12 protein-coding genes are annotated in these 14,198 nt (G+C 37.9%); 10 read left to right on the top strand and 2 right to left on the bottom strand.

What is annotated here, in order from left to right:
• Positions 1–111 precede the first annotated feature (111 nt).
• From OSO01_RS07470 to OSO01_RS07450, 5 genes are all read left to right on the top strand, one after another.
• Positions 112–795: an ABC transporter ATP-binding protein gene (locus tag OSO01_RS07470; protein ID WP_147209809.1), complete on the top strand. Its 684-nt coding sequence runs from the start codon at positions 112–114 to the stop codon at positions 793–795.
• Positions 792–3,383 carry an ABC transporter permease gene (locus OSO01_RS07465; protein WP_147209808.1) on the top strand — a complete coding sequence of 864 codons (2,592 nt, stop codon included), beginning with the start codon at positions 792–794 and terminating at the stop codon, positions 3,381–3,383. The genes OSO01_RS07470 and OSO01_RS07465 overlap by 4 nt, the downstream gene beginning before the upstream one ends.
• Positions 3,384–3,810: 427 nt before the next feature.
• Complete coding sequence (locus tag OSO01_RS07460; RefSeq protein ID WP_147209807.1) at positions 3,811–5,283, top strand: ABC transporter permease; 1,473 nt, start codon at positions 3,811–3,813, stop codon at positions 5,281–5,283.
• A gap of 175 nt (positions 5,284–5,458) precedes the next feature.
• Entirely contained in the window at positions 5,459–6,130 is a 672-nt protein-coding gene (locus tag OSO01_RS07455) for an ABC transporter ATP-binding protein (RefSeq protein ID WP_198048714.1), read from the top strand.
• Entirely contained in the window at positions 6,123–7,691 is a 1,569-nt protein-coding gene (locus OSO01_RS07450; RefSeq protein ID WP_147209805.1) for a PASTA domain-containing protein, read from the top strand. The genes OSO01_RS07455 and OSO01_RS07450 overlap by 8 nt, the downstream gene beginning before the upstream one ends.
• A gap of 174 nt (positions 7,692–7,865) precedes the next feature.
• On the opposite strand, the gene OSO01_RS07445 is transcribed toward OSO01_RS07450, so the two are convergent.
• Positions 7,866–8,228, bottom strand: coding sequence for a YxeA family protein (locus OSO01_RS07445; protein WP_147209804.1), 363 nt, complete (start codon positions 8,226–8,228; stop codon positions 7,866–7,868).
• Between the two features lie 189 nt (positions 8,229–8,417).
• Here OSO01_RS07445 and OSO01_RS07440 point away from each other — a divergent pair, with 189 nt between their 5' ends.
• The 5 genes from OSO01_RS07440 (at position 8,418) to OSO01_RS07420 (ending at position 13,362) form a co-directional block, all read left to right on the top strand.
• Positions 8,418–9,116 (top strand): response regulator transcription factor, encoded by a 699-nt coding sequence (locus tag OSO01_RS07440; RefSeq protein WP_147209803.1) that lies wholly within the window; start codon positions 8,418–8,420, stop codon positions 9,114–9,116.
• A gap of 24 nt (positions 9,117–9,140) precedes the next feature.
• On the top strand, positions 9,141–9,578 hold the full coding sequence (locus OSO01_RS07435; RefSeq protein ID WP_147209802.1) for a GNAT family N-acetyltransferase: 438 nt from the start codon (positions 9,141–9,143) through the stop codon (positions 9,576–9,578).
• Positions 9,579–9,635: 57 nt separating this feature from the next.
• Positions 9,636–10,637, top strand: coding sequence for a sensor histidine kinase (locus OSO01_RS07430; protein WP_147209801.1), 1,002 nt, complete (start codon positions 9,636–9,638; stop codon positions 10,635–10,637).
• A gap of 87 nt (positions 10,638–10,724) precedes the next feature.
• Complete coding sequence (locus OSO01_RS07425) at positions 10,725–11,489, top strand: ABC transporter ATP-binding protein (RefSeq protein WP_147209800.1); 765 nt, start codon at positions 10,725–10,727, stop codon at positions 11,487–11,489.
• On the top strand, positions 11,464–13,362 hold the full coding sequence (locus tag OSO01_RS07420; protein WP_147209799.1) for an ABC transporter permease: 1,899 nt from the start codon (positions 11,464–11,466) through the stop codon (positions 13,360–13,362). The genes OSO01_RS07425 and OSO01_RS07420 overlap by 26 nt, the downstream gene beginning before the upstream one ends.
• Positions 13,363–13,431: 69 nt before the next feature.
• On the opposite strand, the gene OSO01_RS07415 is transcribed toward OSO01_RS07420, so the two are convergent.
• Complete coding sequence (locus OSO01_RS07415; protein ID WP_147209798.1) at positions 13,432–14,073, bottom strand: alpha/beta fold hydrolase; 642 nt, start codon at positions 14,071–14,073, stop codon at positions 13,432–13,434.
• Between the last annotated feature and the right edge of the window lie 125 nt (positions 14,074–14,198).

Here is a 14,198-nt window from a genome sequence, read left to right as displayed (position 1 = left end):
GGAACACGTGTTTTAAAATAAAGTGACAATATTGTCACTATCATTGTCACTGTTCCGTCATTTTAGACAATTAAAGTAGTAGTTAATAGAAAGTAACAAGGAGGAAACGGAATGGAATTAATGCGGATTGAAAATTTGTCTAAGGTGTACGGGAAAGGTGACACAGCAGTAAAGGCATTGGATAATGTATCTTTTTCTGTGGAACAGGGGGAGTTTGTAGCGATTATTGGACCTTCTGGTTCAGGGAAATCAACCCTGCTTCATTTGCTGGGAGGAGTTGATAAGCCAACAAGTGGAAAGGTGTTTATCGAAAAGACTGATATTTATGGATTAAATGAAACGCAGCTGGCTATCTTTCGGAGGAGGCAAATAGGGTTGATTTATCAATTCTACAATCTCCTGCCGATTTTAACAGTAGAAGAAAATATTAATCTGCCGATGTTATTAGATGCACATAAAGTAAATCAAAAGCATTTCAAGGAAATTGTGGACATACTTGGACTGCAAAAGCGTCTGGATTATTTGCCGAATCAATTATCCGGCGGACAGCAGCAGCGGGTTTCCATTGGTCGAGCGCTGATCAGCAATCCATCTATTATTCTTGCTGATGAACCTACAGGAAATCTGGACAGCAAAAACAGTAAGGAAATCATTGATTTGTTAAAGCTGTTTAATAAAACATACAATCAGACATTGGTGGTTATTACACACGATGACCGGATTGCTTTACAAGCGGACCGTGTCATTCAGGTAGAGGACGGAGCGATTGCCAAGGACGAGGTGATTCGTCCATGAATATTGTCAACAAAGTAACCCTGAGACATCTTAAGCAGAATAAACGCAGGACGCTCGTTACAATTTTTGGCGTTATTATTTCTGTAGCGATGATTACAGCTGTTGCGTCTTTAGGAGTCTCTTTTATCGATATGCAGCAGCGGGATGCCATCTCCTATAACGGTGATTGGCATTATGCTGTGGAGGATGTGGATAAAGAGCAAATAAAAGCCATTCAGGCAGATGATAATACAGATGCTATAGGGCTTGTAGAGGAATTGGGATTTGCTCCTTTAAACGACCAATTGACGAAAAGATACCTCTATGTCCGTGCGATGGATGAAACAGCAATGGAGCAAATGCAAGTGAAGCTTAAAGAGGGAAAGCTTCCAACAAATGAGAATGAGGTTGCTATTTCTGAGGAATTAAAGGGAGAAGATTTCCCCTATCAGATCGGAGATACGATTGAGCTGGACATTGGTGAGAGGTATGCGTTGAATGAGGAGGAAAATCGACCATTAGTTCAGGATGAATCCATCTATGAAGGTGAAGATGGCATTGAGGAGGAGTTACGCAATCAGGAAAAACAGGACTTTAAAATTGTCGGTGAAATAGAAACACCTCTTTGGGATAATCCTTGGTCGGCAGGGTATACTGTACTGTCGTATACAGATGGATTATCCTCGTCAGAGATTGATGGTGCATATGTTAATGTAAAGAAATTACGTCATTCACTATTTGATGATTTAGAGAAATTACGGGAAGATTTAGATATTAACGCTGAAAATATGGGAACAAATACGCCGTTATTAGATACATATTTAATCTCCGTAAATAGCGGTATGGTAGCGGCGTTATCGGGACTGCTTACGGTAATCATTGTGATTATTATGGTTGGATCGATTGTGTTAATTTATAATGCCTTTGCCATATCTGTATCTGAACGTTCCCGATATTTAGGAATGCTCTCCAGTGTCGGGGCAACGAAAAGGCAAAAACGGAACTCCGTGTTATTTGAAGGGCTGGTTATTGGCCTGATTAGTATCCCTGTTGGAATTGGGGCAGGACTATTAGGAATTGGCGTTACATTGCATTTTATTAGTGAAATGCTGTTAAGCGCAGGCTTTAATTCAGAAATTCGTCTCGTTGTAACTCCCGCTATATTTATTATAGCTGTTGCAGTATCCTTACTTACCATTATGATTTCTGCATGGATACCTGCTGTCCGGGCATCTAAAATTACTGCGATAGATGCAATCCGTCAGGCGAAGGATGTTAAGCTTACCAAGAAGAAAATCAAAACAAATCGTTTTGTCCAGAAGCTGTTTGGCTATGAAGCAGAGATTGCCTTAAAGAATTTAAAAAGAAATAAAAAGCGCTACCATGTTACTGTATTTTCTTTAATGATTAGTATTATCTTATTTTTATCGGTCGGTTTTTTCACAAATACGCTGACCAAGTCCTATGAATTACAGTCGGATGAACAGAATTATGATATTTCTATTCGAGAATACTACTCTAATGATAATAATTTGGCTGATATATACCCTGCAATAGAAACGATGGAGGATGTAGAGGAAAGCATCATGTATCAGAATATGAGATTCTCTGCCGTTATACCTGAAGAGATTGCAGGAGATACGTTAGAAGGCCTGGATGATGACTCAATTGAGATGTATGAAGAAGGAACGGGCTATACTTTAGAACTAATAGGTCTCTCATCAGAAGACTGGGGTGATTATCTTCGTGAAAATAATATTCCAGCAGCATCTGATGAGCAGCAGCCGGCTGTTTTAGTTAACACCGTAAATTATATGGACCATAATAATAAATATGTGGAAACAGAGATGTTGAATGTTCATGAAGGTGATAAACTGCCTTTTCGTCAGGAATACTATATTGAGGAAAAGGATGACTGGGAACTTTCGGATTCTGAAGAGCTTGAGCTGATAGGTCTTACAGATAATTTTCCAATGGGAAATTTTTATACTTCACCCAATACATTGTCTGTCATTGTTAATGAACAAACGTTTAATGAACTGACGGAAAATTTGCCTGATAGTTATGATAGAAGCTGGGAAGTATATGTAACTTCAGATGATCCTTACGGGGTAGAGGAAGCTATTGAAGAGCTTGAACCTGGAAGCAGCTTGGAAATAAGTAATATATATGCCTTTCAACAGCAGGATAAACAAATCACTTTAGCCTTATCCGTCTTTATTTATGGATTTATTACGCTAATCACTTTAATTTCCATTGCTAATATTTTTAACACCGTTTCAACCAGTGTAGCACTAAGAAAAAGAGAATTTGCGACAATGAAATCCATTGGTATGACGCCAAAGGCTTTTCGTAAAATGATTCGGTTTGAAAGTCTGTTTTATGGAATCAAGTCGTTAATCTACGGACTGCCAATCAGTTTTGTGGTGATGTACTGGATTCATTTACAAACAAGGAGTGCTTTTGAATATCGTTTTCAAATACCTTGGGTTTATATCGGAATTGTCATTCTGGCGGTCTTTATCATTGTCGGAGCTGCCATGCTTTATTCGACCTCTAAATTGAAGAAGGATAATATTGTTGAGACGTTGAGGCAGGAGAATATTTAAATGAATAAGGAGCTATCTTAGATGGGATGATCTGGGGTAGCTCACTGATGACTTGGCTATTTGCACATAAGATATTAGAAAAAACGCTTTTGAGATTGGATGATGCATAAAATGTCTAAAGAGAAAAGAACTGTATTTATTAAATAACCAGAACTTTGTGGTGGAATAGATACAGTTTTTTATGCATTTATTAAAGAAAAGAAAAATTTGGATAATTTTCTAGATTACTATTGTATTTCTATTATATTACGAATATAATACATTTAAATGTGTGTCTTAATGTATTAATACAGTATGACAAAAATGGATAATTAGAATGAGGTGAGCGGCTCCATTAGAGAGAGAATTTGGATAGTTACATTGAAAAACATGTAATATTTATCCTTTAAAAGAAGTCGTTGTCATTATTTAGTTGAGGGGGTCAGTAATGAATTTTATCAAGCGCGGGTTTTTAGGGATTACAAGAAAAAAAGGAAAGTCTTTAATTTTATTAGCAGTTATTTTTATTTTAGGCAATTTAATATCCGGTGCTATTTCCATTCAGCAGGCAACTGGAAATGTGGAGTCCACTATTAAAGAGAGACTTGGAACTGCAGCAACAATTGATATTGATTATGATGAATGGGACGCAATGTCTGAATCAGAGCTGGAATCATTAGAGATGGAAGAAATCAGTGTAGATTTAATTAAACAAATTGGTGAGCTTTCTTATGTGAAATATTATGATTACAGTATGTCTACCTGGTTGGGATCAGAGAGTGTAGAGAGCTACCATGATGAAGAATCGGATGTCGACTATATAGTTGAAGGTCCAAGTACGGATTTCAGACTGAAGGGGATTAACTACGCCCCGGTAATTGATTTTGAAGAGGGAAAAGCGGAGTTAGCAGATGGCCGTGTATTTACAGATGATGAGATTGAAAAAGGTACCTCTGTGGCAATTATTTCTCAAAAACTGGCAGATGAAAATAATTTGAATGTAGGAGATACCTTCACTTTAGCGAATGATGTATATACGTATGACGAAGAAACTGGCGAGGATGATATCGTTAACTCCCGTGATGTTGTATTGGAGATAATTGGATTATTTGAACCTTCGGAAGCGAAGAAAGAAACGGATGAAAATTCAGATAGTGGCATGATGATTCTTACGGATGATATGGATTATCACAATACAGTATATGTTCCTAATGAAATTGTAATTGATGAAACGCAATTTAACTGGGAAGAGTATCTGAAGGCCGATGAAGAACTTGCTGAGATGATGGAAGGGGAAGACGAATCATTTGAATACTACGAACCTATCTATTATTTGAATAATCCGGAAGACATTGAAGCATTTACAGAAGAAGTAAAACCATTACTGCCTGAGCTTTATTCAGTAATCAGTGCAAGTGACCAGTACGACAATATTGCCGGACCGATAGAATCGATGTCGAAATTAGCGAAATATGTTTTAATTGTTGCGGTAATTGCAACTGTGTTGATTACTGGTTTAGTAGTTTTACTGTTTTTACGGGACCGCAAACGTGAATTGGGCATTTACTTATCTCTGGGAGAGAAAAGAAGCCGGGTTGTCGGACAGATTTTAATTGAAGTGATGGTCGTTGCCGTCATTGGTATTACCTTATCGCTATTCAGCGGAAACCTTCTCGCACAGCAGGTATCCGATACAATGATGAAAGCCGATGATAACCAAGATGAGTACTTTGAAGAATATTACTACGAAGGTATTAATACGGATTTGACAGCAGAAGATGTTATGGATTCCTATGAAGTAACGCTTAATTCAAGTTATGTTCTGGGCTTCTATGGTGTTGGTCTGGTAACAATCTTAATTTCAACAATTATTCCGCTTATATATATTGTAAGGCTGAATCCAAAGAAAATACTGATGTAATAGAGGTTGTTCAAAAAGTTCAATAAAAATGACACATCGAATTTCTGCGTTAGCTTGCTTTTCCGTTGCTCATGTATTAAAAGCATACATTCCGCTACTCAAAGCTACGCTGCTTTGAACTTCTCGGTCCTTTTTACCGCCCTTTTTGAACACATATTTGTAGAGAGGTGAAATGATGATATTAGAAGCGAAGGATTTAAATTATTATTATCAGGATGGCGAACAGCGCCGTTATATATTAAAGGATACATCAATCTCTTTTGAAAAGGGAAAGTTTTATACGATTTTGGGGCAGTCCGGATCTGGAAAAACCACCTTGCTATCATTGCTCAGTGCCTTGGATTCACCGCATAGCGGAGAGGTATTATTTAACGGAGATGATATTAAGAAAATTGGGTACGAAAAGTATCGCCGCAATAATGTCGGAATTATTTTCCAAAGCTATAATCTGATTCCGACTTTCACAGCTGTTGAAAATGTACTGGTTCCGATGTCTATTACAGAAAATGAAATTCCGGAAGATACAAAAACAGTTGCCTATAACTTACTGGATTACATCGGTATTGTGAAAAACAAAGCTGATCGCCTTGTGAACAGACTTTCCGGGGGAGAACAGCAGCGTGTGGCTATTGCTCGCGCTCTGGCAACCAATGTAGAATTAATTCTTGCCGATGAGCCGACAGGAAATCTTGATGAAGAGATGGAGCAGGAAATCATTGAAATCTTTAAGAAATTGGCACATGAACATGGGAAATGTGTCATTGTGGTAACTCACTCCAATGAAATTGCCCTGCAGTCTGACCAGGCTTTCCGTTTGAGGAAGGGTGTACTGACTTCTTATGAGTGATTTTTTATCAAAATTTAATAAAGACAAATATGATGATTTGGTGAACGAAAAAGAAGACAAGGAAATAAATAATAAGGAAGAAAAGAAAGCTGAGAAGCAGGAAGAAAAGGAACCACAGCAGAAGCAGGAGGAACAAGCTTCTGCTGTGGAAAAGGAAGAAGCCGTACATAAGCGTGAGACCACGCCGGTTTCTGAACCTGTCTCCTCCAGAAGCAGCCGCCGGCAGGATGCAGAAGAGGAAGTGGAGATTGATTTGGATTACCGCAGAAAGAAAAAACTGCGGATGTGGCTGATTATTGCAGGGTCTGTTTTAGCTTGTCTATTGATTTTCTTCATTTATTATATGCTTGTTCATGTAAAGGTTGAAAATTTTGTGGACCAGCCAGTTTCGGAAGTCCGTGCCTGGGCCGGCGAGAATGATGTCGAGGTTGAATTAGAGCAGGAGTACAGTATGGAATATGATACGAATCAGGTTATTTCGCAAAGCGTAGCTGAAGGTGACAGAATTAGAAAAGGGAAATCATTGAAATTAACCAGCAGTTTAGGTGCAGACCCGGAAGAAATTATTCCGCTTGCTGATTTTTCAGAAATGACCCAAGAGGAAGCACAGACCTGGATTGATGAAAATAAGGCAGAAAATCTGCAGATGGTGACAGAATATAGTGATGATATAGAAGCTGGAGACTTTATCAAATTTTCCATCAAGGATAGCAATATTGCAGAATCAGAATATAAGCGCAAAGATAGTGCAGCTGTTTATTATTCAAAAGGGGAAGAGGTTTTTGAGAAGAATATTACCATCCCTGATTTTACTGGAGTCGCTAAAGAAGAAGTGGAAAAATGGGCAGAAAAGAATGAAGTCGAGATGACCTATGAAGAGGCAGATTCTGACAGTGTTGAAGAAGGAAATATTATCAGTCAAAGTGAAGCCGCAGACGAAAAAATTGCGAAGAGAGATAAGATGGAAGTTGTTGTATCTGCAGGTAAAGCTGTAATCGTTCCAAGCTTTTCTGGATTAACTGCAGAAGAGGCATCCATGAATTATCCGGATTTAAATGTGACGGTGAAGCATGCTTTTCACGCTGATGTTGCCTATGGATCGCTTATTTCACAATCTGTTGAACCGGATACGAAGCTGACGAACAAAGATGATAAGAGTGTTACCGTTACGTATTCGCAGGGCAGACCATATTTACATGATTTCCGCGGCCAATCAGAAGGTGATTTGCCAAAATTGTTCTATGAGCAATATAAATCAAAGGGTGCTGATATTAACTATATTGTGAAGTATGTTGATTCATCAGAACTAAAGGGAACAGTCGTTGATATGGGTGTATTTAATGAATTTGTACCGATGACTTATACAGTAGAGGTCAGAATTAGTAATAATGCTTCTGCACCGCCTAATCCGCCAGATTTTAGTGAAGGACCGGAAAATATCTATCCGGAGTCTGGTGCAGGTGAAGATGTGGGACAAGGAGAGCTTGATCCAGAGCCTGGAGCAGAAGAATCTCAAGATTTATTGGAAGATGGAGAAAATCTTGAAGTAGATGAGAAGTAAGAGAGAAGCAGTTATTGAGCTGAATTTTTCATAAAGCACATATGCAGATAAATGATATAATAGGAGTATTCCCTTAAGAGGGAGATACTCCTGTTTTTTTAGGATATTATCCGTAATTCCTAATTCAAAAATGGTTCTAGCTATTTTTATCTTCTTGACTATTACCTCTTGTTTTTAATTCAGTTGCAATAAAGGGCTTTCTGGAATATCCTCTTCCAAAACTTCTATCCAGCCCTTTCCATAGCTGCCCGATGCATCCATACGTAGAAAAGCGTTCGGCCGCAGTTCTTTGTTCATCACTTTTGTAATTTGCTGTTCATCGCCTTCTTCGTTATAGCCTAAAAAGACATACTTATATTTCCCGTTCCACAGCTTTTCGTAATTATCTTCTGACGTTTCTACGTAATAGGTTTCTACAGGGTGCTGTAATAACCAGTCTGTCAATGGAATAATGCCGGCAGTGGTTTTTTGGATGGCTACTGCTGCAATTGTTAATATAATGAGGATCGCAATTAACCCCTTTACTCCTTTTTTCATAAAATAGCACTCCTTTTTCACTTTTTATTCTTAACTTTATTGTAAAGAAGGAGGCAGGCTATAAAAATCGTTTATTCTTACAGTTACCTTACATATTTGTAAGGTGAAAATGCTTCCTCTATTTTTGTGGTTCATTTCAAACTATGCAATAATTATTAAAAACAAAGTGTACATAAAAGGGGAATAAAGATGCAAACCATTATGATAGTAGAAGACGATCCGAAGATTTCGAGGCACTTACAGGATTATATCGAAAAATATGGCTATCAAGTATCTTTTGTTACGGATTTTGAGCGGATTATGGATGTTTTTCAAAAGGCCGAACCTAATTTAGTGCTTTTAGATATTAATTTACCAAGCTATGATGGCTTTTATTGGTGCAGACAAATCCGCAAAGAATCTACCTGCCCGGTGATTTTTATTTCAGCCCGGACAGGAGAAATGGATCAGGTAATGGCGCTCGAGAACGGAGGCGATGACTTTATAACGAAACCGTTCAGTGCAGAAATTGTGATGGCTAAAATACGAAGCCAGCTGCGCCGTGCTTATGGAGAATATGCGCAGGATGTCAAAGAACGCTTTTTAGAGGTAGAAGGTCTGAAGCTTTTACCTGAACGTTTGGAATTAACTTTTGCTGGAAAAGATACGTTTTTATCTAAAAAAGAAGCAGATATCATCGAAACGTTAATGAACCGTTATCCGCGTGTTGCCGGCAGGGAAGATTTGCTGGAAAAGCTGTGGGATGACCAGACCTATGTAGATGAAAATACGTTAAACGTTAATATAACAAGAGTACGGAAAAAGCTGCAGTCTGTCGGAATTGAGGACGGTGTTGAAACGATCAGAGGTGTTGGTTACCGCCTGAAAAGTATGCTTAATAAAGAATGATGTAATTAAAAAGGGAGTGTTAACATGCAATTTAAAACTGTTGAAGAATGCGATTTACTTACATGCAGTAAACTGTTTTTAAATGTTTTTAATGAGGAACCGTGGAATGATAAATGGACATTAGAAAAAGCGCAACAATACTTATCAGATTTTTATCAGACTCCAGGATTTTTAGGTGTGTCCGCAGTTGAAAATAACGAGATAGTCGGATTTATTTTCGGAGTACGGCGGGTATGGTGGAGCGGTGATGAATTTTTTATTAATGAGATGTGTGTGAACACAAATCAGCAGAATAAAGGAATTGGGAAAGCGCTCATGGATTATTTGAAGGAAATAATAGGTTCAAATGAGGTTGCGACTATTTCTCTTTTAACCGACAGAGGAATACCTGCAGAAGAATTTTATAAAAGAATTGGATTTAAGGAAATTGAGAGGCTTGTATTTTTAAGCAGTGATGTATAAATAGAAAAAGATATTTATTACGATTAAAAATGTCTCATGGTTCAAAGGAGATTTGCAATGAAGCTATTTTTAAAGGAACATGCTCTGCTGATTGCTCTCAACATATTGCAATTTGCTTCCATTTTGATTATTTATTGGCTGGATGGTTATCGGAATCTGCTGCCGGCTTTATATGCGATTTTTATCGGCTTCTTTTTTCTTACCTGCTATCTTTTTTACCAATATTTCAGTCGGCGAACGTTTTATCAGCGTTTAAGCAGACCTTTAGAAACACTGGATGAATCACTTCAAAAGCACGATCAGCACCCGGTTTCGGATGCTTTGAATGAACTTTTACGGAGTCAATATAAACATTATAAGCAGCAAATAAATAAGATTGGAAAGGAAAGGGAGGAACATCTTAAACTGATGGATCATTGGGTGCATCAAATGAAAACACCTATCTCTGTGATTGAGCTTACTGCACAGAATCTGGACGAGCCGGATTCCTCCAGTATCAGAGAGGAAACTGAGCGGATGAAATCAGGTTTAAATACGATTCTTTATATGGCAAGGCTGCGGACAATTGAGCAGGATTTTCATATCAAGCCAATCTATCTGGAAGCATTGGTGCACGAGGTGAACGGAGAAAATAAAAGATTTTACATACGTAATAAAGTCTATCCTAAGGTGGAAGAAAGAACAGGAGGGTTGACTGTACAGACAGATGAAAAGTGGCTTTTCTTTATTTTAACCCAGCTTGTCTTAAATGCAGTAAAGTACTCAGCTGGAAAAAGCAATTCGATTCTTATCTCTATCTATGAAAGAGAAAGAGAAGCAATATTGGAAGTGCAGGATTTTGGAGTAGGGATTCCGGAAGAAGATAAGAAACGCATTTTTGATGCATTTTACACTGGAGAAAATGGCAGGAAATTCAGAGAATCTACCGGGATGGGGCTGTATTTGATAAAAGAGGCAGTGGAGTACCTTCATCATCGCATTGAATTTGAATCACAGGTTGGAGATGGTACAACATTTCGGGTTATTTTTTCAGAGACGCAAAACCTTACAACAATGTAAGGTAACTGAAAGGAATTTCGATAGTTTCTTCCTTAAGAACAGCGATATACTAAGGTTACATTAAATGATAAGGAAGGAAGTATTTTTATGCTGAAAGTAAGACAGGTCAGTAAAGTATATGAAGGAAAGGTTTCCTATCGTGCATTGTCAGATATTAATTTAATTGTAGAGGACAATGAATTTGTAGGGATTATGGGGCCTTCTGGAAGCGGTAAAACAACATTATTGAATATGATTGCTACGATTGATGAACCGACTACAGGTGAAATTTTAATAAATGGAAAGGATCCGCATCGTCTGAAAAAGGAAAAGCTGGCGCAATTCCGCAGACGGGAGTTAGGGTTTGTCTTTCAGGATTTTAATTTGCTTCATACCTTGACCGTGGAAGAAAATATGGTGCTGCCATTAACACTTGACGGTAAAAAGGTAAGTGAAATGAAGGAAAAAGCAAAGAACATCGCTGCAAAGCTGGGAATAACAGAAATAATGAATAAAAGAACGTATGAAATCTCTGGGGGACAAGCGCAGAGAGCAGCTGTTGCCAGGGCAATGATTCACACGCCGAAGCTGCTTTTAGCGGATGAGCCGACAGGAAATCTGGATTCAAAATCCTCCAAAGATGTGATGGAAATGCTGGAATCCATTAATGAAAAGGAAAAAACAACGATGCTTTTGGTAACACATGACCCACAGGCTGCGAGTTATTGTAATCGCGTTGTGTTTATCCGGGATGGGAAGTTTTATTCAGAAATTCACCGCGGAGATAACCGGCAGGCGTTTTTCCAGAAGATAATTGACACACTCTCATTAATGGGAGGGGATTCCAATGACTTTTCGTCAGTTCGCGTTTAATAATGTCATCTGGAATAAACGGCTGTATGCTGCTTATTTTTTGACCAGCCTTTTTACAGTAATGGTGTTTTTTACATTTTCTATATTTGCTTCTCATCCGCAGCTGACTGGAAATAATATGGATTCCTATGTCAGCTTTGGGATGAATGTGGCTGCAGGGATTATCTATGTATTCTCCTTTTTCTTTGTACTTTATTCGATGAGTTCTTTCTTACAATCACGGAAAAAAGAATTCGGATTATTGATGATGCAAGGGATGAGCATGAAGCAGATCCGCTCAATGGTATTCTTGGAGAATATGTTTATTGGCCTGCTGGCTACAATCGGCGGTATTGGATTAGGACTGATTTTTTCAAAAGGCATTTTATTGATTGCAGAAAATGTGCTTATTATTGATGATGAACTGCCTTTCTATTTTCCAACGCAGCCAATTCTGCTGACTTTTGGCTGTTTTATGGTGTTGTTTTTCCTGATTTCTTTATTTGTATCCTATGTTCTGAGGAGCCGGAAATTGATTGATTTAATCAAAGGCGATAAAAAGTCAAAAGGAGAGCCGAAAGCCAATCTGTTTTTAACCATTTTGGCAGTTCTTTTACTTGGAACTGGATATGCGGTTGCTTTGACCGTAGATGGATTAAAGGTAGTTGTCGCAATGGTACCGGTTATCCTTGTCGTCATTATTGGCACATATCTCCTGTTTACGCAATTAAGTGTATTTATTATCCGGCGATTAAAGAAGAATGAGAATGTTTTCTGGTATAAAACAAATATGATATTGCTGTCAGATCTTTCTTTTAGAATGAAGGATAATGCAAGATCTTTTTTCTTAGTAGCAATTATTTCTACCGTAGCTTTTAGTGCCATCGGTTCGTTGTATGGTTTTCAATCTTTCCTTACCGCTGGAATAAAACAGGCGCATCAAACTACTATTTCCTATCAAGACTATGATACTGGAAATGAGGAAGAAAATGTTTCATATATTGATGAAACGCTGCAGGAAGCAAATATTGACATGGATAAGGACCAAATAACGCTTCATTACTATGAAGTGTCTGATGAATCGCGAGTCTTTATTACAAAGGAATCCGATTATAACCGAATTGCCGATTTAAGTGATAATGAAACTCTCCAGATAGAAGATGGGTCTCCTGTTTTGGTGAGCCCAGAAATGATTTTGCTTAGCAGTAGCGGAGACAATTCAGGTACAGATGAAGTGGATATACTAAAAGATGCGGTGCTTGAATTGGATGAAAATAATACATTAGAGCCGGCACAGTTGGTATTATCCAATGTATTGCCTTCTATTACAAAGTACTATGTTGTTTCTGATCATGATTTTGAGAGCTTGCCCGAATCTGCGGCGGAGGAAAATTACTATGCTTGGCAGGAAGCAGAGGATAATGAGATTCCTTTACAGATAGCAGAAAAATTAGATGAGAAATTATCTACAGAAGGAATTAGCATAGGTCAGTATGAAGAATATGTAGTAAATAAAGCTTATGGTCCAATTCTTTTTGTCGGCTTATTTATTGGTATTGTCTTTTTCGTATCAGCAGGAAGCTTTCTTTATTTCCGGCTCTACTCCGATTTAGATGAAGATAAGAAAAAATTCCAGGCAATAACGAAAATGGGGCTGACAGATAAAGAATTAAAGAAGGTATTAAACAGACAAACAGCACTTCTTTTCTTTGCTCCAATAGCAGTTGCACTGGTTCATGGAGCAATAGCATTAACTTCGCTGTCCCATATGTTTTTCTACAGTCTGGTAAAGGAATCAGCTATGGTTCTGGGACTATTCTTAATCATACAGATTGTGTATTTCTGTATTGTCCGTTTTTATTATATCAGGCAGGTTAAACAGGCGCTGCGATAATGGCGTTTGTATAAAAGGAAGGCTTCATAAAAGTGGTGAGCTTGATAGATACCGCTATATGAAGCCTTTTTAAAATGGGGATGATGCTGTCTGATTCCAAAAAATTTTAATTATTTCTGCCAGTCCTTCAGGATTATCTACATTTGCTTCATGCCCGGCCTGTTTAATAATTTCCAGCTTTGCACCATTGATTAGGCTGCTTAATTGTTCAGCTGCTTTTCTATTTGGTTTATCTTTTTCTCCACACAGAATAAGGGTTGGACAGGATATATCCGATAATTGCCGGCTGAAATCTAATTTCTTCATAGATGAGGTTAATTGAATCACATCCTTTTTAGGTAAGCCCATTTTTTGAAACATAGAATTGGGCAGTATTTGAAAAATACCATTTTGCACAGAGAGAAGAAACCGAGGCATTGTGTATTGTGCGGCAACTAAAATAAGAGAGTTCACTTTTTCTGGGCGGTTAATTGCGTAATTTAAGGAAAGAATTGCGCCTAAGGAAAGGCCGCAAAGCTGAACTGGTCCATTAAAACTTTCGCAATAATCGAAAAAATGATGATATAGATTATGATAGTCCACTTTGCTGCCTTCAAGTAATGAAAATAAGTCAGGTGAAACAACTTGTTGTGTATCCATATCTATGTACTCTATTGTTTTTTGCCAGCTGGAGGCATTTTGACCAAGACCGTGGACAAAGATATATGCCATTATTAAATCACTGCCCTTCTGTTACAGTAAGTTGCCTTTATAATAACATATAGACGATGATGCTGTATTTTTTATTCACAGTGATAAGGGCGGATATATATTTGAGCTTGAAGATTTTATAATAA

It is taken from the genome of Oceanobacillus sojae, from assembly GCF_007991515.1.
Lineage (GTDB): Bacteria > Bacillota > Bacilli > Bacillales > Amphibacillaceae > Oceanobacillus > Oceanobacillus sojae.
The sequence above is the reverse complement of the archived record's forward strand: the minus strand, read 5'-3'. Positions and strand labels throughout refer to the sequence as shown.